Here is a 23,221-nt window from a genome sequence, read left to right as displayed (position 1 = left end):
CGGGCCCACTCAGCCGACGTCCCTCCCTACGTGTTCGTCACGCCACTGCTATCCGGGGTGTCCATTGCGCCTGAAAAAGCTCCGTACGAAGTCGGTCACGAGGGTCGCTGTCACCACCCTCGTGTGCACCGCAGCCCTGCTCGACGCCTCCCTCGCCACGGCCGCCGACGGCTCCGGCCCGCTCTCCGCCGATCCACTCAGCACCTGGCAGACGGACGGCGTCGTCTGGTCGCTGGCCTCGGCGAACGGCGTCGTCTATGTCGGAGGAACCTTCGACACCGTCCGCCCGCCGGGGGCCGCTCCCGGCCAGAAGGCGGTGAAACGCACCAACTTCGCCGCGTTCGACGCCGCGACCGGCAAACTGCTGCCGTGCGCCCCGTCGTTCACCGGCCTGAACCACACCGTACGGGCCATGAAGGCCTCGCCCGACGGCCGAACGCTGTACGTGGGCGGGTCCTTCAACAGTGTCGGATCCACCAGGGTGGCCAACGCGGTCGCCATCAAGACCGGCGACTGCTCACTGAGCGCGGACTTCCGGCCCGCCGTCTCCGCCGTTGTCCGGGCCATCGACACGACGGCCGACGCCGTGTACCTCGGAGGTGACTTCAACCGCGTCAGCGGCCAGGTCAGAAGTCGCGTCGCCGCCGTCGAACCCAAGGGTCCCCTGCTGCCCTTCAAGGCGGATATCGACCACCCGGTGCGCGCCTTGTCGGCCGCGCCCTCGCACGGCAAGGTCTTCGTCGGTGGCGACTTCGATTCGGTCAACGGAAGAAGCGACCACGCGTTGGTCACCCTCGACGCCCGCAGCGGCGCGACGCTCCTGTCCTATCCGGGCTGGTTCTCGTTGCAGGCGTCGGTGAAGGCGATCGTGCGTGACAACAGCCGTTTCTTCGTGGGCGTCGAGGGCCACGGGCCGTCCATCCTCGAACCCCGCATCTCCGGCCGTCTCACCAACGGCACCATGGTGTGGAAGGACACCTGCCGTGGCGCCACCCAGGCACTCGTTCCCTTCCAGGGCGTCCTCTACAGCGCCTCGCACGCGCACGACTGCTCGGACACGCCCGGAGGGTTCCCCGAAAGCGGGGACCGGCAGCACCTGATGGCCCAGTCGATGACGGACCGCAGCATCTTTCACTGGTTCCCCGACACCAACGACGGGATGGGCGAGGGCGTGGGACCGCGCGCCCTGGCGGTCGAGAAGGGCGTCCTGTGGGTGGGTGGTGAGTTCACCAAGGTCAACGGAAAGCCGCAGATGGGCCTCACCCGCTTCGGAAGCCGCGACACCGGAGCTCCGAAGGTGCCCGCCCTCTCGCTGGGAGCCACCCAGCCCGGCAAGGTCACCATCACCTGGCGCGCCTCCTGGGACCGTGACGACGCTGCGCTGACGTACAAGATCTACCGGGACGGGAAGCTCGTCGGCCGCAAGACCGAGTCCTCCGCCTACTGGGACCGCGCGCAGATGAACTACACGGACTCCGTGAAGCCCGGCTCGCGCCACCGGTACACGATCGACGTGACGGACGGGACGAACACCTCGCGCAAGTCCGCCGCGCTGACGGTGACCGTGCCCAAGGCCAAGGCCAAGTCCAGAACGGCCGGTGGCCACCGGTGACGCGCATCGGATTCGCACCCGGCGTCTATGACCTGTTCCACATCGGGCACCTCAACATCCTGCGCGAGGCCCGCCGGCACTGCGACCGCCTCGTCGTGGGAGTGACCACCGACGACCTGACCGTGCGTCTGAAGGGCAAGGTGCCGGTCATCCCGCTCGCCGAGCGCCTGGACATCGTCCGCAGTATTCGCTACGTCGACGAGGCCGTCGTGGAGTCGGAGGTCGACAAGCTGAACACCTGGAGACGGGTGGGCTTCCACGTCATCTTCAAGGGCGACGACTGGCGCGGAACCCCCAAGTGGGAGGAGTTCGAGCGCCGTTTCGCGAAGGTGGGCGTCGAAGTCGTCTATTTCCCGTACACCAGGCACACCTCCAGCACTCTGCTGAGCGGCGCCCTGAAGATGCTGTCCGCGCACGAGCCGCCGGAGATCCCCTCAGCTCAACTCGCGGAACCACTTGACCAGGAAGGCGGCCATGAACAGCACGTGGGCCAGCAGCAGCGCGCAGTACACCGTGAGGAAGACGTCCTGACGTCCCAGGAATAGGAAGCTGACGCAGGTCAGGCCGTAGTCGACGGGCAGGAGCAGCACGGCCCGAAATCCCGCCGTCGACCCGGCCTGGCCTCGGCCCGGCGTCCGCAGCTTGAGCTTCTCGGTCAGGATCCCGCCGAAGAAGATCACCACGGCCGCGAGCTGGAACACCATCGGCGCCAGCAGGAAAGCCGGGCTGGGCAAGGAGAAGTAGCGGTAGAACGACACCAGCACCACCAGGTGGAGGGCGACGATCTTGACGCAGTCCAGGACGTGGTCGAGCCATTCGCCCGACGGGCTTCCCGAGCGCTGCCCGCGCGCGAGCTGACCGTCCGCCGAGTCCAGGGCGAACCCCACCGCCAGAGCCGTGCCGACGCAGACGGACATCGTCGGTCCGGGGGGCAGCAGGGCCACCGCCGCCAGGGCCGGAAAGGTGAACAGGGCTCCCAGAACAGTCAGTTGATTGGGTGTCGCCCCCACTCGGTAGGCCACTGCGGCCAGCACCCGGCCGGCCGGGCGATTGACGAACAAGGTGTAGAGCGACGCCCCCTTCGAGGGCTTCTGTGCCGTTGAGAGGTGTCTCAGCGCCTCGGCAAATTCGGACATGTTTCCTCTTAATTGCGGAAATAGCTGGAAAGAAGGCGATTATGGCAGAAAGAGAAGGTCAGATGCCTCGTGTCAGCCGACGGCACGTTCTGCGTGGCGGAGCCTCGGTGCTGGCCGCGACGGCCCTGACAGGCCACAGCGCGTACGCCGCCGCAGGGCCGGGGGGCGGCCCCGGGCTGGGCCGTTCCTTCACCGGTGGGAAGACGTTCGTGATCGATGTGGCCGAGCTCGGAGCGGTGGGCGACGGACAGACCGACGACAGCTCGGCGTTCGAACAGGCCTACCGTCTCGCGGCGGAGAGGGTTGTTCGCGGGGTCGGGCGCACGGTGATCCAGATTCCGGCCGGCGAGTTCCTCATCACCCGTCCGTACGCGCTGCTGAACGGTGTCGCTCCGACGCGGCCGGCCAACGGTCTGCGCTTCTCCGGCGCGGGCAAGCGCATGACCACTCTGGTGTTCCGTCCGGCGGCCGGCCCGGGCTCCTATCTGTGCCGCAACGAGAACATCTGGGCGAATCTCTCCTTCGAGCGCATGCAGTTCCGCTCGGCCACGCCGGGTGCCTCCTTCTTCAGCTCGTACTCCGCCGGGCAGGCGCAGGACTACCGGTTCTCGGAGTGCGAGTGGATGGGGGAGTGGGAGTTCGGGCTCGCCCTGGACGGCACGGACACCAACTCGGAGATGCTGTGGGAGGCCTGCCGGATCGGCGGCAGGTACCGCAGGGCCTTCCTGTACTCGGGTCTCACGGGCCGCAAGCAGGCGGACCCCAACGACCAGGACCAGTTCCTCAACTACTGGTTCAACGACATGAAGGTCGAATACGAGTGGGGCAACTTCCTCGAGTTCCCCTACGGAGGATCGATCACCTGCCGGGGTGGCTCGTACATCATCGGCGGCACGCGCCCCCAGAGCACCGAGGAATACGGCATCACCAGTACGTTCTTCCGCTTCCCCGTCGCCCAGCACCACGACTCGGTGCAGCGGTTCCACGCCCAGGACATCCGGTTCGAGGTGCGCAACCCCAACGCGCGGATCATCGACAGCGCGTGGAGGAGCGGAACGATCCACTTCAGTGACTGTGACGACACCGGGCTCGCCTTCAAGGACTACTCGGCCGACGTGCGTGCGCACCGCTACACGGTGGGGCCGCGAGGGCCGCTGATCCGCTACGACTCCTGCCAGTTGGTGGGCCACCATGAGTACCGGACCACCGAGAAGCAAGGATCCATGCCGACCGTCGCCCGCTACGACATGTGTCTGCTGCGCAGTCACCCGACGAGCGAGTTCGCGGTCCTCGAAGGCACCGACCAGCCCGAACTGGTCAGCTTCGTCGACTGCCTGGAGGGGTCCGCCGACGGCACGCCCGCGGAGTCGACGACCTCCGCCGACGGTACGCCCACGGACTCCGCGGCCTCCGCCGACGGCACGCCCACGGACTCCGCGGCCTCCGCCGACGGCACGCCCACCGAGTCCACGGCCTCCGCCGACGGCACGCCCACGGACGCCGCGTCCGTCGCCCCCGTGTCCCCTGCGAGTCCGCCGCCACCCGCCGGTGAGGCCGTCCCGTCGACGGCGGGCGGGTGATCGCACCGAAGAGGCTCACCGCGGGCCGACGCCGTCACAGGGGTGACGGACGCCGGCCCGCGGTGAGCCCCGCGGTCAGCGCGCCACGCTCAGCGACAGTGCGAAACGGCCCTCCCGATCCGTCCACCAGTGCGCCAACTCCAGCCCGGAGTGGGACAGTTCGGTGCGCACTCCGCTCTCCCGGAACTTCGCCGAGACCTCGGTGCGCAGTTCCTCGCCGGCCGCGAAGTCGACGGCGAGATCCAGCGCCGGGACCTTCACGGTCTGGGCCGTCCGGGACCGCAGCCGCATCTCGATCCAGTCGTTCTCGGCGTTCCACAGGGCCACGTGGTCGAAGGCCGCGGGATCGAAGTCGGCGCCCAGTTCACGGTTGACGACGGTCAGGACGTTCTTGTTGAACGCGGCCGTCACCCCGGCCGCGTCGTCGTACGCCCGCACCAGGACCTTCTCGTCCTTGACCAGGTCGGTGCCGAGCAACAGGGCGTCCCCCGGGGAGAGCAGGGACCGTACCGAGGCCAGGAACGCGGCCCGCTCGACCGGCAGCAGATTGCCGATCGTGCCGCCGAGGAAGGCCACCAGCCGCGGACCCGGGGTCTCGGGCAGGGCCAGCCGCGCGGTGAAGTCGGCGATGAGCGCGTGCACGTGCAGACCGGGGCGATCGGCGATGAGGGCGTGCCCGGCCTGGGTGAGCGCACTCTCACTGACGTCGACGGGGACGTACGTGTGCAGGTCCGTGAGCGCTTCGATCAGATGCCGTGTCTTCGCCGAGGAGCCCGATCCCAGTTCGACCAGGGTGCGGGCGCCGGTCGCCGCCGCGATCTCGCCGGAGCGGGTGATCAGGATCTCCCGTTCGGCGCGCGTCGGGTAGTACTCGGGCAGCTCGGTGATCTGCTCGAACAGGTCGCTGCCGTGGGCGTCGTAGAACCACTTGGGCGGCAGTGCCTTGGGGGAGCTGGTCAGGCCCTGGAGGACGTCGGCGCGGAGGGCGGCCTCGGTGGCGTCCTCGGGCAGGGTGCGGGTGAGAAGGAACGGACTCACGTGCTGGGCTCCTTCGAGGATGAGGGTCCGCCCGCCCGGACGGGGCCGGGAACGGGGGAGGGTGCCAGGTCTTCGCCCGGGTCCTTGAGCGGGGTGAGCAGCACCTCCGTGCGGCTCGCCGCGAGCAGGGTGCGGTCGGGGACCTCCCGCCAGTGCGGGTCGTCGTCGTACGGTTCGGAGGCCACGACCGTGCGACGGCCGGGCTTGGTGAGGTACCAGAGGGTGTCGCCCCAGGCGGTCGCGGTGATCGTCTCTCCGTTGGTCAGCAACAGGTTGAGCCGGGAGGCGGGGGCCGCCGCGGCGACCTCCAGGACCGTGTCGGCGAGGGCCTGGCCCTCCGTGTCGCCGCCCCGCAGCCGGGCCAGGATCAGCGCCCACACGAACGCGGAGTCGTTGCGCGCCTCCAGCGACAGCAGGTCGGCCGGCGGCAGGCTCGCCACCAGCGGCGCCAGCGAACCGGGCCAGCCGGTGACCGCGCCGTTGTGGCTGAACAGCCAGGGTCCCGCGGCGAACGGCGCCGCCGCGGCCTCCGCGTCCGCGCCCGACAGGGTCGCGTCCCGTACGGCGGCGAGTACCGCCCCCGAGCGCACGACCCGCACCAGGTCGGTGAGTGACTGGTCCGCCCAGATGGGCCCGGCGCGGCGGTAGCGGGCGGGCACCGGATCGCCGTCGGCGTACCAACCGACGCCGAAACCGTCGGCGTTGACCGTCCCGTACCGCTGCCGCCGAGGAGCCCACGACTGCCGGTACAGACTGTGCGCCGGATCGGTCAGGACGTGGGCGAGCGGTTCCGGTGGGCCCAGGAAGGCCAGGTGGCGGCACATCAGACGGCCCCCGAGCGGGCGGTGCGGAACCCGGAGAAGATCTGCCGCCGGATCGGGTAGTCCCAGTTGCGGAACGTCCCCCGGCAGGCCACCGCGTCCACGGCGAACGAACCGCCGCGCAGCACCTTGTGGTCCGGGCCGAAGAAGACCTCCGAGTACTCCTTGTACGGAAACGCCCGGAACCCCGGATACGGCAGGAAGTCGCTCGACGTCCACTCCCACACGTCACCGATCAACTGCCGCACACCGAGCGGGGATTCCCCCTCCGGGTAGCTCCCGGCCGGTGCCGGGCGCAGATGCCGCTGTCCCAGGTTGGCGTGCTCGGGCGCCGGGTCGGCGTCGCCCCACGGGTAGCGGGCCGAGCGGTCACCGGCCGGGTCGTGGCGGGCCGCCTTCTCCCACTCGGCCTCGGTGGGCAGCCGGCGCCCGGCCCAGCGGGCGTACGCGTCGGCCTCGTACCAGCACACGTGCAGCACCGGCTCGTCGGGCGGCACGACCTCGGTGACCCCGAAGCGGCGCCGCAGCCACTGCTTTCCGTCCCGTTGCCAGTACAGCGGCGCGTGGATGGAGTTGCGTTGGATGTGCGCCCAGCCGGCCGGTTCCCACCAGCGCTCGTTGTCGTAGCCGCCGTCCTCGATGAACGCCTGGTACGCGGCGTTGGTCACCGGGGTCGTGTCGATGTGGAACGGGGCCACCTCGCGCCGGTGCGCCGGGCGTTCGTTGTCCAGGGCCCAGGGCTCGGTCGAGGTGCCCATCGTGAACGGGCCGCCGGGGACGAGGACTTCGGCCGGACCGGTGAACAGCGGTACCGGGCCCGGGTCGGGAGCGGTCAGGGCCTGCGGGCCCTTGCGGAGCTGATGGGTGATCAACATGGTCTCGTCGTGCTGCTGTTCGTGCTGCGCGATCATCCCGAAGGCGAAGCCGGCCTCCGTCAGCCGGGTGCCGTGGAACGCGGCGCGCTCCAGCACGTCCAGCACCCGTCCGCGGACGTCAGCCGCGTAGCCGCGAGCCTCCACGGGTGCCAGCAGGGGCAGGGTGGGGCGTTCGGAGCGAGGGTGCTCGAAGGCGTCGTAGATGCTGTCGATCTCGGGCCGGATCGCCTCCTGCCCGGCGACGGTCCGCAGCAGCCACTGCTCCTCCTGGTTGCCGATGTGGGCGAGGTCCCACACGAGCGGCGACATGAGCGGCGAGTGCTGGGCGGTCAGGTCGGGCTCCTCCACACAACTGGTCAGCAGTGTGGTGCGCTCCCGCGCGGTGACGAGGGTGTTCAGCGCCCGGTCACGGAACGTCTCGGCATCGAGGGAGGCGGAGTCGGCGGTATCGGTGCCGATGGCGGCGTCGGTCATGTGCGGATGTCCTTCCCGTGAGCGGTGGGGATCTCTCCGGCCGCGTGGGGCCGGGACCCGGAGAGGTCCGTGCCGCGCAGGTGGTCGAGCAGATCGTCGGCGGGGCAGCGGCCCCGGATGACATAGCGGTCCCGGTACGCCGCGACGGCGGCCGTCACCTCCGGGGTGGCGCCGAGCCGGGGCAGGGCGTCCAGGGCCGCCGCGAAGCACGCCACGGCCGCCTCCCGCAGCTCCGGGTCCCGCAGACCCAGCCGGGCCGCGTCGAGCCACAGCGGATTGTGCGGTGCGGGCAGCGACCCGCCCCGTTCGGCCAGCGGTTTCACGATCCGGTAGACGGTCTCGGCGGCCTCCGGGTCGTCGAACAGGGCCGTCGTGACGGCGAGCGGCACGATCCAGCCGTCGTCGCCGGGCTGTGCGTCGATCATGCGCAGTTCCAGGTGACCGCGCGGCCTGATCGGCGGGAACAGCGTCGTGACGTGGTAGTCGAGGTCCTCCCGGGTCGGTGGCCTGGGCTCCCGCGAACGGGTCCACTCCCGGAACGTCAGGCCCTCGGGCACGGTCCACGGTCCGCTGTCCTGCCGTACGCACATCACCGGGGCGTCCAGGACGTGCCGGGCCCAGGCGGTGCGCGGGTCCGTGTCCAGGGCGGGCGCGCCCGCCCGGCCGGGGCCGATCTCCGTCCACAGCAGCTGCCGCGTCGAGAGCCAACCGGTGGGCTCCGACCCGGCCAGGGGGGAGTTGGCGAACGCGGCCACCAGCACCGCGCCCAGCTGGTGCGCGAGCCACCAGCGCCGCCCGAGCCCCAGCGGGCCGGGCTCCTCGTACCCGGCGTCCAGGCACACCTGGACGGAGGCGGAGGTGCACATCATGGCGCGGCCCGCAGGGCCGGTGCGGTCGAGACAGGCCTCCATGGCGTCATAGCGCGGTTCGCGCAGGAACCGGCGGGGCGGGTGCCAGGGATCCTGGCCGACGCCCACGAGCCCGAGGCCCTCCGCGGCCAGCGCGGCGCGGACGGCGGTCAGGTCGGCGGAGACGGTACCGATGCACTCCATCAGGGAGGCGGCGGGCGGCGAGCTCAGTTCCAGCTGGCCGCCGGGCTCCACGGTGAGCGCCGACCTCAGGGGCACGGTACGCGCTGCGGCACAGGCCGCTTCGAGTCGTTCGGGTGTTACGGGGAGCTGCGGTGCGCGCAGCTCGTGGACGAGCCATTCCACCTCGACCCCGACGGTGCGGGGCGGGCCGGTCTTGAAGCAGATGCCCCGGACCAGGGCCTCCACCTCGGGTTCTGTGACTGCGGTACGGGGCTCCGTACAGTCACCTATCGATTCGGACATGTCGGGATCCTCCTGAGATTCCACCATGCCGCCGACCCGGGTTCTGATGGGCCGGGCCGACACCATCCGTCCTACCCAAGACCTTCACGCCCATCAGCACAAGGGGGCACATCGTCGTCATCGTCGCATGTGATCTCCGTTTCCGGGATGTTCCTGTGGAGTTCCCCGGATGGCCGGGGGCCGCGAAAACTCGTTGCACGACATGACCAGAATCGCTCACGATCAGTGCACGGGCACGGCGGGGGAGATCGCAACGGGGAGGCCGTGCGGCACGCGGTCATGGCGCGCACGGGGGTGGCGCCATGAGCGCGCGCCTGCGTGACATCGGCGGTGGTGGGAGAGGCGTTCGTGCGGGAACTTCCGGAGCGTCGGCTTCGGCCGTCGGAGTGATGTCGGCGGGCCGGAACCGCACCGGACGGGCGTGGGCCCGGTCAGCTCCAGCCGTAGCGTTCCGCCAGCCGGTGGCGGACCAGGTTGAACCGCATCCGGTCCAGGGCACAGGCCTCCCGGCGCATGCCGTCCTCGTGCAGCCGCAGGACGCGGTCCACGGCGACCCACGAGTCCCGCCCGGACCGGTCCCAGGGGCCGCTGCCGATCGGCACCCACTCCCGGTCCCCGTCGTGCCGCTTGCTCGACAGCTGGACGGCGAGCACGGTGCCGCCGGGTTCGCGGGCGACGACGAGGACGGGGCGGTCCTTGCCCCGGCCGTCGTTCTCCTCGAAGGGGACCCAGGTCCAGACGATCTCGCCGGGATCCGGGTCCCCGTCGTGCGCGGGCGAGTACTCCGTGCGCACCCGGCCCACCTTTCGGGGGTCGGCCTCGACGGTGGCGGAGGGGCCGAACCGGCCGGGGACGTTCTCATCGGTAGACGCAGTCACGGAGGCAACGTTAGAGCCGGAGCCCCGGGCCGGTTCACTCGCCCCTAGAGCCCGCCACCTCCGGACCACTGCCCGGCCGGCCGCCCCCGCCGGTCACGCCCCGCCCGTCACCCTCCGTCCTCCACCGCGACCTTCTGTGCCGCCGGCGGCACGACCCCGTTGAGGGACGAGGTCCCGTTCGTGGCCTGACCGTTCTGGTTCATCGAGGCCAGCAGCTGACGGGCGAGGCCGAGCCCCGTACCGCCCATGGTGAGCGCTTTGGCGAGCATCTCCGCCATACCGTCGGCGCCGTTGAGCACCACCATGTTGTCCACGCTGCCGAACGCGGACGCGCCGGCCTTCACGATCTCCGGCCAGTTCTCGGCGAGTTGCTGGGCGACGACCGCCTCCTGGTTCTCGGCGAGGGCGGCGGCCCGCGCCTTGATGGCCTCCGCCTCGGCCAGACCCCGGGCCTTGGCCGCCTCGGCCTCCGCGAGCCCCCTGGCCTGCGCCGCGGCGGCCTCGGCCTCACCGGTGGCCCGGGTCGACGCCGCGGTGGCCGCGCCCCTGGCCTTCGTCGCCTCGGCCTCGGCACCCGCGGCCGTCTTGACCCGGGTCGCCTCGGCCGCGGCTGCCAACTCCGTCTCCTTCGCCTTGGCCTCGGCCCCCGAGATCCGCGCGTCGCGCTCGGCCTCGGCCAGCGTGCGCTTCTCGTAGGCCTTCGCGTCCGCGGGTTTGCGGACGTCCGCCTGGAGCTGCTGCTCACGCCGTTGCGCTTCCAGCTCGGCGACCCGGGTCTCCTGCACGACGACCTCCTGCCGGGCGGCGGCGTCGGCGAGCGGCCCGGCCTGGCGGGCCTTGGCGCCCGCCTTGTCGCGCTCGGCCTGGTAGCCGGCCTGCAGGATCTCGCTGTCCCGGGTGGCCTGCGCCATCCGGGCGAAGGACTGCTGCTCGGCCTCGGTGGCCAGCCGGTTCGCCTCCGCCTGCGCGATCCGTGCGTCCCGCTGTACGGCCGCGGCATGCGGCATCGCCAGGTTCCGGATGTACCCGGTCGGGTCCTCGATCTCGTGGATCTGCAACGAGTCCACGATCAGCCCCAGCTTCTCCATCTCGGTACCGCAGGCCGCCCGGGTCTGCCCGGTGAGTTTCTCCCGGTCGCGGATCATGTCCTCGACCGTCAACCCGCCCACGATGGACCGCAGATGACCGGCGAACACGTTGTGCACCCGCTCCGACATCAGCTTCTGCTGGTCGAGGAAACGACGGGCCGCGTTGGCGATCGACACGAAGTCGTCGCCCACCTTGAAGATGACCACGCCCCGCACCTTGAGCGGTATGCCCTGGTGGGTCACGCAGTCCACGTGCAGTTCGGTCTCGTTCAGGTCGAGTGACATCTTGCGCACCGCCTGCACCCCGGGCAGCACGAGCGTGCCGCGCCCGGTGACGATACGGAACCCCATGCCCTCCTCGAGGCCTTCCGTGCGGTGCTTGGACCCGGAGATCACCAGAGCCTCGTTGGGTTCGGCGACCCGCCACATCATCTTGAACAGACCGATCAGAACGAGAACGGCGACAACCGCCGCTCCCGCAACGACGCCGACAACCATCGGCATACGCCCCCTTTGGATGGTGCCCTTTCGGCACCGAACGAAGGGAGTGTGCGCCTACGTGAGTCGCGGGTGAAGACGCCGGCGCATCCTTGTCGAAACCTTGACGCGGACGGCTCTCACCTGCGACGCGCGTGGCTCACCTGTCGCACGCCGGACCGCTCAACTGTCGTACGCCGCCGTGACGTAGACCGTCCTGGGCGCCAGGTACTCCACGACCATCACCACCGTGCCCGGCTCGATGCGGTCCGTGCCGGAGGCGGGGTGGGCGAGGAAGTGCTCGGCACCACCGCGCACCCGGACGATCACCTCGCCGACCAGCCCCGGCCCGATCGTCCCGGTCACCCGCCCCATCAACCCGACCATCGACGCGTCGTCCATGGACAAAGGGTAAGCGCGCAACGCCCCTATACGACCGGTGAGTCGGTGGCCGTGACCGGCGGCGGCCATGCCTCGTGCCAGCGTGCCCGCGCCTCCAGTTGCGCGGCGAGGGAGATCAGCAGCGGCTCGCTGTTGGCCGGCCCGAGCAACTGGGCGCCCACCGGCAGGCCGCCCATGACGAACCCGGCGGGCACGTTGATCCCGGGCCAGCCCAGGACGTTCCACGGCCAGGCGTAGGGACAGGCGGCGATCATCGCGCGGTCGGTGGCCAGGCCGTTCAGGTCCAGCAGCGCCCCGATGCGCGGCGGGGGAGCGGCCGTGGTCGGCGCGAGGACCACGTCGTACGAGGTGAAGAACCGTCCGATACGACGGTGCAGTACCGCCTCGGCGCGCCGGGCCACCCGCAGCGGCGCCCCGCCGAGCAGGCCGCCGAGCCGTGCGGCCCCCCGGGTCCTGCGGTCCAGGAGCGCCGGGAAGGGTGCCTCGCGGACGCGTTCGGCGATGCCGGCGGTGGCGCGGGGGACGAAGGTCAGCCCGATCTGGCCGTACGGCGGGTCGGCCTCCTCGACATGGTGCCCCAAGTCGGCCAGCAACTCGGCGAGTTGGACGACCTGGGCGCGCACCTCCGGCCGCAGCCGGGCGGGCACGGCGGTGAACGGCGGCCGGAGGGAGAGCGCGATGCGTAGCCGTCCGGGGTCGCGGCCGGCGGCCTCGGCGGCACGCACGGCCGGTGGCCGGTGCGGGTCCTGCGGATGGTTGCCGCTCGCCGCGTCCAGCAGCAGGGCCGCGTCGGCGACCGTACGGGCGAGGGTGCCGTTGACCGTGATGCCCTGGAAGGACTCGCCGCGCGGCCAGGTGGAGATGCGGCCGCGCTGCGGTTTGATGCCGATCAGGTGGGTCCAGGACGCGGGGATCCGCACGGATCCGGCGCCGTCCGAGCCGAGCGCGGCCGGCACCAGACCGGCGGCGACGGCGGCCGCCGAACCGCCCGACGAGCCTCCGGGTGTGTGCTCCGGGCTCCACGGGTTGCGGGTCGCGCCGAAGGCGGGGCCCTCGGTGAAGGGCCACTGCCCGAACTCGCAGGTGTTGGTCTTGCCGACGATCACGGCGCCGGCCGCGCGCAGCCGCCGTACCGCCTCGCCGTCCTCCGCGACCGGCGGGAACTCACCCTGGCAGCCGAACGCGGTCGGCTCGCCCGCCACGTCCATGTCGTCCTTGACGGCCACCGGCACCCCGAGCAGCGGCTTGCGGATCCCGGCGGCCAGCTCCTGGTCGGCCGCCTCCGCCTCGGCGAGCGCCGCTTTCGTCCGTACGATCCGGAAGGCGTTCAGGGACGACTGGGAGGCCTCGATCCGCGCCAGGGCCGCTTCCACGAGCGCCCGGGCGGTCACCTCCCCGGCGGCCAGCGCGCGGGCGGACTCCGCCAGGCCTGCGGAACGGTCGAGCGTCATGCGGGACACCTCCGGAAGCGCGTTCTCTACCGAACGGTAACGGCCGTGCGGGTTCGGCGGCATGTCTTCGGCGGTGGCGGGTTCGCCGGTGAGGACGACCCGGGCGCCACGGATGGCCCACCGGCCTCGCCGAGTCGTGCGCAAACCATTGACGGTTCAGTGCCTCACCCCTACTTTCTGATCGCATTTCCGAACCTTGTTCGGTACTTCGAACGTCGAACGCCCCGAACGTATGAGCCGAACGTTGAGCCGTATGAGTCCGAGAGTGAGAGCCACCCGTGAGCACCCGACCCCCCACGTCGTCCCCGTCCCGTCGTAGCCTGCTGCGCGCACTGGCCGTCCTGCCGGCTTCGGCGGTGCTGCTCGGCGAGACACCAGGACTGTCCGGCACGGCCCTCGCCGCCGCGCCGCCGAGCGGCTCGGCCACCCGCTACACCATCGTGCCGTTCCTCAACAGCGACGACGGCACCGTGAACGTCTATCAGTCCGACGACGCCACCGACTTCCGGCTCGCCAGGTCCTCCGCGTACACGCCGCCGAGCAACCGGATCCGCGACGCGAGCGTCCTCAAGCACACCAACGGCTCCTACTACCTCACCTACACGACCCACACCTGGCAGGACCCGAGCACCACGATCGGCTTCGCCCGCAGCTCGGACCGGCTCAACTGGACCTTCCTGTACGACTATCCGGTCCCGATCGCCAACCTGTCCCGGGCGTGGGCGCCGGAGTGGTTCGTCGACAGCGACGGCAGCGTGAACGTCATCGTGTCCTGTTCGACGGCGAACGACGAGTGGATCTTCACGCCGTATCGGCTCAAGGCCACCAACTCCGCGCTGACCGCCTGGAGTTCACCGGTGGCGCTGACCGGGATCGGCGCCAACCACATCGACACGTACATCGTGAGGACCGGCTCGACCTATCACGCCTTCACCAAGAACGAGACGGCGAAGTACATCGAGTACGCGACGGCCTCCAGCCTCACCGGCCCCTACACCATCAGACGTACCGGCGACTGGGCGGGCTGGGGCAGTTACCGCGAGGGCCCGGCGCTGGTGCAGCTCGACAACGGCGGCTGGCGGATCTTCTTCGACGGCTACGGCGACGGCAGCTACTACTACAGCGACAGCTACGACACCTTCGCCACCTGGTCCGCGCCGACCGCGCTGCCCGGCGTCTCCGGTACCGCGCGGCACTTCACGGTGGTCAAGGAGACCGTCTCCGGCGGTCCGAGCCTGGCGAAGAACGTCACCCGTTCCTTCCGGTCGGGCAACTTCCCCACCCGTTACTGGCAGTCGCAGTCCGCCCTGCTCAACCTCCCCGTGGTGACCGGCTCGAGCAGCACCGCCGAGAAACAGGCGGCCACCTTCACGGTCGTCGCCGGCCTCGCCGACACCAACGGCTACTCCTTCCGGGACAGGGCCGGCAACTACCTGCGGCACTGGGACTTCCGGGCCCGCTTCGACGCGAACGACGGCACCTCGACCTTCGCCAGGGACGCCACGTTCATCGCCCGCACAGGCAGCGCGTCGGACTCCGTCCGCTTCGAGTCGTACAACTACCCGGGCCACTACCTGCGCCACTACGACTACCAACTCCGGGTCGACCGCACGAACGGAACGGACCTCTTCAGGCAGGACAGCTCGTTCGTGCCGGTGACGGCCTGGGCCTGAGCATGTCGTGGGGCGGATCGGCGGTGAAGCCGTCCGCCCAGACCATGCGTGGCCCTCGCCGTCTCGGGCACGCGGGATGGGCAAGCACGGCGCGAGCATGGACGCCCGCCGTGGACGGCACCGACGAAAGAGCAAGCTGTGCAGTCCGAGAACGAGGAAACAGCACCGCAGGTCGTGTCCGAGCCCGCTCCGCCCTACGACTCCCAGAAGCAGCAGTGGCCCGGCCTGGAAGCCGACATGCGCACCGCGCCGAACCACCGGGCGAGCCGGTACCGCGCCAGCGGCAAGCTGGAGGGAAAGGTCGCGCTGATCACCGGCGGTGATTCCGGCATCGGACGCGCGGTCGCGCTGCTGTACGCGAGGGAGGGCGCCGACGTCGCCATCGTGTACCTGCCCGAGGAGCAGGTGGACGCGGACCGGATACGAGGTGAGATCGAGGAGCAGGGCCGACGCTGCCTGCTGCTGCCCGGCGACCTCACGGACCCGGCGTTCTGCCGCGGGGTCGTCGACCGCACGGTGGCCGAACTCGGCGGGGTGAACGTCCTGGTGAGCAACGCCGCCTACCTCAACAGCAAGCTGGAGCTGGAGCAGCTGACGGCCGAGGACTTCGACCGGACGTTCAAGACCAACGTCTACGCCTACTTCCACCTGGTCATGGCGGCGCTGCCGCACTTCCGGCCGGGCGACGCGGTCATCGCCACGGCGACGGAGGAAGCCCTCAAGGGCAGTACCACCATGATCGACTACGCGGCGTCCAAGGCCGCGTTGGTCACCTTGAACAAGTCACTCGCGAGTCATCTGGCCAAACTGGGCGTGCGCGCCAACGTGGTCGCACCGGGACCGACCTGGACGCCGCTCAACGAAGCCGACCAGCACATGCCCCCGGACGGCCTGGCGCACATCGGCAGCGAGGGGCCGCTGGGACGCGCGGCCCAGCCCGAGGAGATCGCACCGACGTACGTCTACCTCGCCTCCGACGCCGACTCCAGCTACACGATCGGTGAGGTGATCGCCGTGACCGGTGGCATCACCGACACCCGATGAGACCTGCCCCGGTAGCCGACCGGACCGGACGACCGAGGCCGGTGAGGCGGCCACCGACGACGGCGCGGTGGACACCTGTGCTGTCACGGTGTGCCCGTCGAGCCGTCACGGACCAGGCCGCAGCCGTCGCGGACCCGGCCGCGGGCCTATCCGCGGCCGCGGCGGTCCTCCTCGTCCCACTTGCGGGTATCGCGCGGCCGGACGTACGGCTCCTCCTCGGGCGGATGGCCTCCGGCGACGGCGCGCTGGCGCGACAGTTCCGCGTCGAACTCCAGGCCGAGCAGAATCGCCAGGTTCGTGATCCACAGCCACACCAGGAAGATGATCACGCCGGCGAGTGCCCCGTAGGTCTTGTTGTACGAGCCGAAGTTGGCCACGTACAGAGCGAACCCCGCGGAGGCGAGCATCCAGATCACCAGCGCGAGGAAGCTGCCCGGAGTGATCCAGCGGAAGCCGCGGACCCTGGCGTTCGGGGCCGCCCAGTACAGGACCGCGATCATGACGGTGACCAGGATCAGCAGCACCGGCCACTTCGCGATCGACCAGGCCGTCAGCCCCGCGTCGCCGACCCCGAGCGCGGTCCCCACCTCCCGTGCGAGACCGCCGGTGAACACCACGATCACGGCGCTGATCACGGCCATCACCATCAGTGCCACGGTCACACCGACCCGTACCGGCAGCACCTTCCACACCGGACGGCCCTCGGGAACGTCGTAGACCGCGTTGGCGCTGCGGATGAACGCGGCGACATAGCCGGAAGCCGACCACACCGCGAGCACCAGGCCCACGATCGCCATGATCGAGCCCAGCCCGGCGTTGCCCTGCATCCGTTCCACCGCGTTGCGCAGGATGTCCTGCGCGGCGCCCGGGGCGAGCTTCTGGATGTTGTCCAGCACCTGCTGCGTCGCGGACTGACCGACGACGCCCAGCAGTGACACGAGCGCGAGCAGCGCGGGGAACAGTGCCAGGATTCCGTAGTAGGTCAGGGCTGCCGCCCGGTCGGTCAGCTCGTCCTTCTTGAACTCCTTCAGGGTGCCTTTCAGTACTGCCTTCCAGGAGCGTTTCGGCAGGTCAGTCGGGCTTTTCGGGGCCCGCTGCTCCACCTGCTCGTCCGGCCCCGCGTCCAGGGTCCGCTGGGTTTCGTCCTCGCGGCCGGTGTCGGCGCGTCCGCCGTGCCGTCCATGCCGCCTCAGTGTCCGTACCATTGCGGACGGGTATCCGGCCTGGTGCCGCTTAGACGTGAATTTCGTACATATCGGACTTTTCTTCTCCGTCTCGTCTTCTCCGTCTCGTCTTCTCCGTCTCAGCTCTTCTGTCCGGCTGCGGTGCCCTCCCTCGCCGTTTCCGCCGCCATCACGGCAGTCCGCACCATGTCGGCGCTGCCGTAGAGTGCGCGCGTTGCGGTGGCGGAGAGGCGGCAGGACGTGGCGGTCAGGGCGGCGACGAGGGAGCAGTTGTCGGGTGCGGCGCGGGCCGCGTTCGGCGGTGGGCGGATGCTGGAGATGGTGGAGCGGGTCGCGGGCGGCAGCAAGAAGGGCGTGTACCGCCTCGTGATGGACGACGCGACGACGGCCATCGCCTACGTGTGGGACGACGGCGAGAACTACTGGCCGGCCGCCGAGGGCGACGGCGACCTCACCGACCCGTTCTCGCCGGGTCTCGGGCTCGACCTGTTCGAGGCCGCGCACGCGCGTCTGGACGGGCTCGGCGTCCGCGTCCCGGCGCTCCGGCTCGTCGACCGCGACGGCGCCCACTACCCGGCCGACCTCGCGATCGTCGAGGACCTCCGGGGGGAGAGCCTGGAGGAACTGCTGGCGCGTGATCCGGCCACGGCCGCCCCGGTCATGTCCCGCCTGGGGGAGGCACTGGAGGCGATGCGGGGTCACCGGGCGCCGACGTACGGCAAGGTCGCTGTGGTCGACGGGGGAGGGACATCGCGGGGGACGTCCTGCGAGGGAGTCGTCCTGGACCGTGCGCTGCGGGATCTCGCCGAGGCGGCGTCGCGTGACGCGCGGATCGCGACAGCCCGCGACCGCCTGGAGGAGCGACTGCTGGTCCTGGCTCGGTCGGTCCGGCCGCGCGAGCGGTACGCGGTCGTGCACGGCGAACTGGGGCCCGACCACGTGCTGGTGGACGCGGGCGGTGACCCCGTGGTGATCGACATCGAGGGCTTGATGTACTTCGACGTGGAGTGGGAGCACGTCTTCCTGCGGATCCGCCTGCACGACGACTACCGGCCGCTGGCGGTGGACGGGCTGGACGAGGACCGGCTCGCGCTCTACCTGCTGGCACAACGGCTTTCCCTGACGGCGGGGCCCCTGCGCCTGCTCGACGGGGACTTCCCCGACCGCACGTTCATGGCAGGCATCGCCGAGCACAACCTGAACATGGCGCTGGAACTGGTCCGGGACTGACACCCCAGGGTCTGTCGATTGGATCACGCCGGCTCGAAAGGCCCTAGACGGGCGCGGGGACGACGTCGTCCTCGCCGGCCTCCAGGAGGGTGGCCGCCGCGCCGACGACGCGCGGGTCGGGGCTGCCGACGACCTCGTCGTCCTTGTCCGAGTAGTCGAAACGCGCCAGCACGCTGCGCATGGCCTCCACCCGGGCCCGTTTCTTGTCGTTGCTCTTCACCACCGTCCACGGCGCCTGTTCGGTGTCCGTCTCGCGGAACATGGTGACCTTCGCGGCGGTGTAGTCGTCCCAGCGGTCCAGCGAGGCCAGGTCCATGGGGCTGAGCTTCCACTGCCGTACGGGGTCGACCTGGCGGATGGTGAAGCGGGTGCGCTGCTCGCCCTGCGAGACCGAGAACCAGAACTTGATCAGGTCCACTCCGTCGTCGACGAGCATCCGCTCGAATGCGGGCGCCTGCCGCATGAAGCGCCAGTACTCGTCGTCCGTGCAGAACCCCATCACCCGTTCCACACCGGCCCGGTTGTACCACGACCGGTCGAACAGCACGATCTCGCCGGCGGTCGGCAGATGCTCGACGTACCGCTGGAAGTACCACTGACCGCGTTCGCGTTCGGTCGGTTTCTCCAGGGCGACCACCCGGGCACCGCGGGGGTTGAGGTGTTCGGTGAACCGCTTGATGGTGCCGCCCTTGCCGGCCGCGTCGCGCCCTTCGAAGACGATGACGAGACGACGGCCGGTCTCCTTGATCCAGCTCTGCAGCTTCAGCAGTTCGATCTGCTGGAGCCGCTTGTGCAGGTCGTACTCCCTGCGCTCCATGCGCTGGTCGTAGGGGTAGTTCTCCCGCCAGGTGTCGATGGGGGTGCCGTCCGGCCGGATCAGCACCGGGTCGTCGTGGTCGGTGTAGTCGACGCGCAGCCCTGACATCAGTTCGGTCGTCTCGCCCTTGTGCTCCATGCCCCGATGGAAGCAAGCGCGGTCGTACTCCGGGCGAACCCCAGGCAAAGCCCGTGTGCGGAGCGCGACAGGCGGAGGGCGTCCCGGTCAGGGCCTCGCTGCGGCGCCAGTCCGGCCGAACAGCCCGCACGACGCGGCAACCCGCACGGCTTCGGCGGCGACGTGTGGGTGACACCCCGTCCCCCACCGAGGGAGTTCACCCATGCGCACCCAGTTAGCGCGCCTGGCCGCCGTCCTCGCCGCCCTGGCCGTGCTGTTGGCCGCACCCGGCATGGCCGCGTCCGCGGCGTCGGCCGCACCGGCGACGTCCGCCGCGCGTGCCGCCGACAACTGGAACCCGCCCGCCAACCTGGTCCAGCCGCTGAACGAGGTCTGGAACCACGTCCAGTCGACCTACCCGGACCTCTACGGCTTCCGCAACTACGGCTGGGACCAGGTCATGGCCAACAAGGGAAGCGTCAACTACTGCGTCCGCTGGGAGTCCGACGCCCCCGTCTCCGCCGCCCTGCGCGACCGCGTGCACGCCGCGCTGAAGAAACAGTTCGCCAAGTGGATGGCCGCCATGGTCGAAGGCGGCAAGGGACACAACGCGTGGCCGTACACCACCGTCCCCGTCAACATCGTCGGCTGGGCCGTGAAGAACCGCTCCACCCTCCAGTGGACCGACAACTCCGTCGACATCTACGCCGGAAACCTCGACGGCGGCGGCGCCCCGCAGTGCTCCCCCGACTGCGGCCGCTTCTTCCACCAGGACGGCAACTACTCGAGGTGCCCGGGCGGCGCGGCCCGCCACTACGACCAGTCGCTGTGGCTGACCAAGGGCTTCCAGGGCGGCGCCGGAGGCGACTGGGGCCAGCGGGTCGGCCAGGAGTACTTCACCGGCGCGCTGGGCCAGGAGAACATCCACATCTACCTGCACGAGGTCGGCCACACCTTCGGCCTCGACGACTTCTACGACTGGACTCCGACCGGCCAGTGCTGCTTCATCATGAACGCGGGCAGCGCCACCCAGATCACGGAGTTCGACAAGTGGATGTTCCGCGACTTCTGGCGCCACCTCAAGAACCGCTACGGCCTCTGACCGTCCTCACCCGGCCGAACGCCCAAGGGTGACCGAGCCCTCTGTGGCCGGTCGCCCGTGGGCACGACCACTCGACGGCTCCGGGCGTACGCCGAGGCGGGCGGAGTGACGTACGACGAGTTCAGCGATCTGACCGAGGCGCTCCCGGTCACCGGCACGGGACGCTGCCGTCGGGGGCCCGGGCCCCGCACGGGGCCGACGGTCTGCGACCGCGGGGCGCCGAGGAGTTGGCGGCCCACCAGCACCCGCACTTCGGCCGCCGGCCCGCCGCCACCACACACCGCCACGGCAGCGGACGGATCACCTACGTCGGTACCGTCCCCGACGCCGGATTCGCCCGCGCCCTGTCCGCGTGGTCGGCCGCCGCCGACCCGTGGCGGCCCTTCCCACCCGAGCGTCACCCCGGCCTCGGCCACCGCATTACGGGATGTGCTCTCGGACACGCGGTACGCCCGAGAGGTCCCGCTCGGCCCCTGGGACGTCAAGGTGGTCACCGGCGAACTCCCCTAGGTCATCGGCGACTTGGTGAGACCATCCGGACATGGACCACGAGATGATCACTGTTCCGGCCGGCCGGGTCACGCTGTCCGACCGGCGCACCGAGCGACGCTGGGACGTGCGGCTCGCCTCTTTCCGGCTGGCGGCACACCCGGTCACTCAGGAGCAGTACGCCCGGGTGACCGGCGCTCGCCCGAGCACCGCGCGGGGAGAGCGGCTGCCCGTCGAGAACGTCTCCTGGCAGGACGCGATCCGGTTCTGCAACGCCCTGTCCGAGCGCTCCGGACTGTCGCCGGCCTACCACCTCCTGGCCGACGGTGAGAGCACCGACTGGGACCCGCGCTCCGACGGGTACCGGCTTCCGACCGAGGCGGAGTGGGAGCACGCCTGCCGCGCCGACACGACCGGACCGCGCTACGGGCCCCTCGACGAGATCGCCTGGTACCGCGGCAACGCGGACGAACGCATCCACGAGGTCGGCGGCAAACAGCCCAACCCCTGGGGCCTGTACGACATGCTCGGCGACGTCTGGGAATGGTGCTGGGATCTCTACGACCCCGAGGTGTACGGCAGTTACCGGGTGCTGCGCGGCGGCGGCTGGTTCGACGAACACTGGAGCTGCCGGGCCTCGGTACGCCGCCGCAGCCACCCGACGTTCCGGGTGGACGACGTGGGATTCCGCGTCGCGCGTTCCCTGGTGCCGCGGCACTAACCGACCAGAGTCTGGGTGCCGAGGACCGAGAGCAGTTTCAGGCGGTCGGCGTCCTCGGTGCCGGGCCTGGCCGTGTAGACGAGGAGGTGCAGATCGCTGCCGGCGACACTGAGGACGTCGCAGTCCAACGTCAGGACCCCCACCTGTGGGTGCTCGATCGTCTTGCGTGACGACTCCACCCGTCCGACGGACCCCGTGTCCCACAGTTCGGCGAAGCGTTCGCTGTGGGCCCGCAACTCCGATATCAGGAGCCGTAGGTGTGGGTCCGCGGGATACCGCAGGGCGGTCGTCCGCAGTTCCGAGACCAGGGCGGACTGGAAGGTCCGTGTCTCCTCGGGCGTGTGCCGGACGCGGGTGCTCGCCCCCATGAAGTTGCGCCACACCCCGTTGCGTTCGAAGCCGCGCCAGCCGGTCGGGTCGCCCATCAGCGCCGCGTACATCGGGTTGGCCAGGAGCAGCGTCCAGGCGGCGTCGGAGACACCGACGGGGGTGTCGACCAGCCGGTCCAGCAGCCGCTGGACGCTGGGTGTGAGGTACCCGGGCACCGTGTCGGGGCCCGGCGGTGCCAGTCCGGCCAGCCGGAACAGATAACCCCGCTCGTCCTGCGACAGCCTCAGCGCCCGGGCCAGCGCCTCGACGATCTGCCCCGACGGATTGCTCGCCCGTCCCTGTTCGAGACGCGTCACGTAGTCGACGGAGATCCCGGCCAGCAGGGCCAGTTCCTCGCGTCGCAGACCGGCCGCACGCCGTCTGCCGCCGACGGGCAGCCCGGCGGTGTCCGGAGCGGTCCGGTCGCGCCAGCGCCGCAGTGCCTGTCCCAGTTCCGTCCCCGCCATGCCCCCAGTGAACACGGTCCGACGTGCGCGTGCCTGGTACCGGCAGTCCCAGGAAAACGGGTCTCCTGGCCCGCAGTGTCGCCGCGCCGCAGGCTGGGGTCATGACGACAACACTGATCACTGGAGCCAACAAGGGCCTGGGCTTCGAGACCGCCCGTCGGCTTCTCGCGGCAGGCCACACCGTCTACGTCACGAGCCGCGACGCCGAACGCGGACCCCGGGCCGCCGACCGGCTCGGCGCCCGGTTCGTCCTCCTCGACGTCACCGACGACGCCTCCGTCGAGGCCGCGGCGAAGAGCGTCGAGGCCGACGGAGGGCTCGACGTCCTGGTCAACAACGCCGGAATCGAATCGAGGGGGGAGGGCAACACCGTGGTCGGCGCCGCGGAGGTGACCGCCGACCACCTGCGGACGGTGTTCGCCACGAACGTCCTCGGTCTGGTCCGCGTCACCCACGCGTTCCTGCCGCTGCTGGAGCGCTCGGCCGCTCCGGTCGTGGTCAACGTCAGCAGCGGTCTGGCCTCGCTGGCCGCACTGACCGACCCGACCCGCCCGGCGTACTCCTACCCTGGCCTCGCCTACCCGGCGTCGAAGACCGCGGTCAACGCGATCACCGTGCAGTACGCGAAGGCCTTCCCCGGCATGCGGATCAATGCCGTGGAGCCCGGCTACACCGCCACGGACCTCAACGGGCACACGGGCACGCAGACCGTCGAGGAGGGCGCCGAGATCATCGTCCGGATGGCGCGGACCGGCCCCGCCGGACCGACCGGCGGCTACTTCGACGCCGAGGGTCCGCTGGCCTGGTAGGGCACGGCCAGGGGTGCACACCGGTACGAACAG

The 23,221-nt window shown here is 70.6% G+C and carries 20 protein-coding genes and 1 pseudogene; 9 read left to right on the top strand and 12 right to left on the bottom strand.

What is annotated here, in order from left to right; all coding sequences use genetic code 11:
- The first annotated feature begins 121 nt into the window (after positions 1 to 121).
- Together ABZ027_RS29080 and ABZ027_RS29075 are read left to right on the top strand one after the other, a co-directional pair.
- Complete coding sequence (locus ABZ027_RS29080; protein WP_356773487.1) at positions 122 to 1,612, top strand: fibronectin type III domain-containing protein; 1,491 nt, start codon at positions 122 to 124, stop codon at positions 1,610 to 1,612.
- Positions 1,609 to 2,022: pseudogene (locus ABZ027_RS29075) on the top strand (adenylyltransferase/cytidyltransferase family protein); the annotation flags it as partial. The gene ABZ027_RS29080 and the pseudogene ABZ027_RS29075, both read left to right, overlap by 4 nt.
- 24 nt (positions 2,023 to 2,046) lie before the next feature.
- Here ABZ027_RS29075 and ABZ027_RS29070 read toward each other — a convergent pair.
- Entirely contained in the window at positions 2,047 to 2,748 is a 702-nt protein-coding gene (locus tag ABZ027_RS29070) for a CDP-alcohol phosphatidyltransferase family protein (protein WP_356773485.1), read from the bottom strand.
- A gap of 62 nt (positions 2,749 to 2,810) precedes the next feature.
- Between ABZ027_RS29070 and ABZ027_RS29065 the strand changes: the two genes are divergently transcribed.
- Complete coding sequence (locus ABZ027_RS29065; RefSeq protein WP_356773483.1) at positions 2,811 to 4,328, top strand: glycosyl hydrolase family 28-related protein; 1,518 nt, start codon at positions 2,811 to 2,813, stop codon at positions 4,326 to 4,328.
- 75 nt (positions 4,329 to 4,403) lie between these two features.
- Here the strand turns inward: ABZ027_RS29065 and egtD are convergent, their stop codons facing one another.
- The 8 genes from egtD to ABZ027_RS29025 form a co-directional block, all read right to left on the bottom strand.
- A complete protein-coding gene (egtD, locus tag ABZ027_RS29060) occupies positions 4,404 to 5,366 on the bottom strand; it encodes an L-histidine N(alpha)-methyltransferase (protein WP_356773481.1) in 963 nt (320 codons plus the stop codon).
- Positions 5,363 to 6,190 carry an ergothioneine biosynthesis protein EgtC gene (gene egtC / locus ABZ027_RS29055; protein WP_356773479.1) on the bottom strand — a complete coding sequence of 276 codons (828 nt, stop codon included), beginning with the start codon at positions 6,188 to 6,190 and terminating at the stop codon, positions 5,363 to 5,365. The genes egtD and egtC overlap by 4 nt, the downstream gene beginning before the upstream one ends.
- Positions 6,190 to 7,536, bottom strand: a complete 1,347-nt coding sequence (gene egtB, locus ABZ027_RS29050) for an ergothioneine biosynthesis protein EgtB (protein WP_356773477.1) — start codon at positions 7,534 to 7,536, stop codon at positions 6,190 to 6,192. Before egtB ends, egtC begins: the two co-directional genes overlap by 1 nt.
- Positions 7,533 to 8,870 carry an ergothioneine biosynthesis glutamate--cysteine ligase EgtA gene (gene egtA / locus ABZ027_RS29045; RefSeq protein WP_356773475.1) on the bottom strand — a complete coding sequence of 446 codons (1,338 nt, stop codon included), beginning with the start codon at positions 8,868 to 8,870 and terminating at the stop codon, positions 7,533 to 7,535. Before egtA ends, egtB begins: the two co-directional genes overlap by 4 nt.
- Before the next feature lie 431 nt (positions 8,871 to 9,301).
- The gene (locus tag ABZ027_RS29040) at positions 9,302 to 9,748 is read right to left on the bottom strand and encodes a type II toxin-antitoxin system PemK/MazF family toxin (protein ID WP_356773473.1); all 447 of its coding nucleotides are present in this window, start codon (positions 9,746 to 9,748) and stop codon (positions 9,302 to 9,304) included.
- A gap of 107 nt (positions 9,749 to 9,855) precedes the next feature.
- Entirely contained in the window at positions 9,856 to 11,340 is a 1,485-nt protein-coding gene (locus ABZ027_RS29035; RefSeq protein ID WP_356773471.1) for an SPFH domain-containing protein, read from the bottom strand.
- 156 nt (positions 11,341 to 11,496) lie between these two features.
- Positions 11,497 to 11,715, bottom strand: coding sequence for a hypothetical protein (locus tag ABZ027_RS29030; RefSeq protein ID WP_356773469.1), 219 nt, complete (start codon positions 11,713 to 11,715; stop codon positions 11,497 to 11,499).
- Positions 11,716 to 11,741: 26 nt separating this feature from the next.
- On the bottom strand, positions 11,742 to 13,166 hold the full coding sequence (locus ABZ027_RS29025; protein WP_356773467.1) for an amidase: 1,425 nt from the start codon (positions 13,164 to 13,166) through the stop codon (positions 11,742 to 11,744).
- 278 nt (positions 13,167 to 13,444) lie between these two features.
- Here ABZ027_RS29025 and ABZ027_RS29020 point away from each other — a divergent pair, with 278 nt between their 5' ends.
- Both ABZ027_RS29020 and ABZ027_RS29015 read left to right on the top strand, forming a co-directional pair.
- Complete coding sequence (locus ABZ027_RS29020; RefSeq protein ID WP_356773466.1) at positions 13,445 to 14,839, top strand: glycoside hydrolase family 43 protein; 1,395 nt, start codon at positions 13,445 to 13,447, stop codon at positions 14,837 to 14,839.
- 138 nt (positions 14,840 to 14,977) lie between these two features.
- The gene (locus ABZ027_RS29015) at positions 14,978 to 15,883 is read left to right on the top strand and encodes an SDR family oxidoreductase (protein ID WP_356773464.1); all 906 of its coding nucleotides are present in this window, start codon (positions 14,978 to 14,980) and stop codon (positions 15,881 to 15,883) included.
- Between the two features lie 146 nt (positions 15,884 to 16,029).
- Here ABZ027_RS29015 and ABZ027_RS29010 read toward each other — a convergent pair whose 3' ends face one another.
- On the bottom strand, positions 16,030 to 17,088 hold the full coding sequence (locus ABZ027_RS29010; protein WP_356773462.1) for a YihY/virulence factor BrkB family protein: 1,059 nt from the start codon (positions 17,086 to 17,088) through the stop codon (positions 16,030 to 16,032).
- A 288-nt stretch (positions 17,089 to 17,376) separates the two neighbouring features.
- Between ABZ027_RS29010 and ABZ027_RS29005 the strand changes: the two genes are divergently transcribed.
- On the top strand, positions 17,377 to 18,297 hold the full coding sequence (locus tag ABZ027_RS29005) for a phosphotransferase (RefSeq protein ID WP_356773580.1): 921 nt from the start codon (positions 17,377 to 17,379) through the stop codon (positions 18,295 to 18,297).
- A gap of 43 nt (positions 18,298 to 18,340) precedes the next feature.
- Here ABZ027_RS29005 and ppk2 read toward each other — a convergent pair whose 3' ends face one another.
- Entirely contained in the window at positions 18,341 to 19,252 is a 912-nt protein-coding gene (ppk2, locus tag ABZ027_RS29000; protein ID WP_356773460.1) for a polyphosphate kinase 2, read from the bottom strand.
- Between the two features lie 202 nt (positions 19,253 to 19,454).
- Between ppk2 and ABZ027_RS28995 the strand changes: the two genes are divergently transcribed.
- Together ABZ027_RS28995 and ABZ027_RS28990 are read left to right on the top strand one after the other, a co-directional pair.
- Positions 19,455 to 20,333 (top strand): hypothetical protein, encoded by an 879-nt coding sequence (locus tag ABZ027_RS28995; protein WP_356773458.1) that lies wholly within the window; start codon positions 19,455 to 19,457, stop codon positions 20,331 to 20,333.
- Between the two features lie 541 nt (positions 20,334 to 20,874).
- The gene (locus ABZ027_RS28990) at positions 20,875 to 21,543 is read left to right on the top strand and encodes a formylglycine-generating enzyme family protein (protein ID WP_356773456.1); all 669 of its coding nucleotides are present in this window, start codon (positions 20,875 to 20,877) and stop codon (positions 21,541 to 21,543) included.
- Here ABZ027_RS28990 and ABZ027_RS28985 read toward each other — a convergent pair.
- Positions 21,540 to 22,379, bottom strand: coding sequence for a helix-turn-helix transcriptional regulator (locus ABZ027_RS28985; protein WP_356773454.1), 840 nt, complete (start codon positions 22,377 to 22,379; stop codon positions 21,540 to 21,542). The two genes, ABZ027_RS28990 and ABZ027_RS28985, sit on opposite strands and share 4 nt — an antisense overlap.
- 101 nt (positions 22,380 to 22,480) lie before the next feature.
- Between ABZ027_RS28985 and ABZ027_RS28980 the strand changes: the two genes are divergently transcribed.
- Positions 22,481 to 23,188, top strand: a complete 708-nt coding sequence (locus ABZ027_RS28980; RefSeq protein WP_356773452.1) for an SDR family NAD(P)-dependent oxidoreductase — start codon at positions 22,481 to 22,483, stop codon at positions 23,186 to 23,188.
- Positions 23,189 to 23,221: the final 33 nt, after the last annotated feature.

This window comes from Streptomyces sp. NPDC006332 (genome assembly GCF_040612855.1).
Lineage (GTDB): Bacteria > Actinomycetota > Actinomycetes > Streptomycetales > Streptomycetaceae > Streptomyces.
This window is presented reverse-complemented; position numbering and strand designations above follow the sequence as displayed.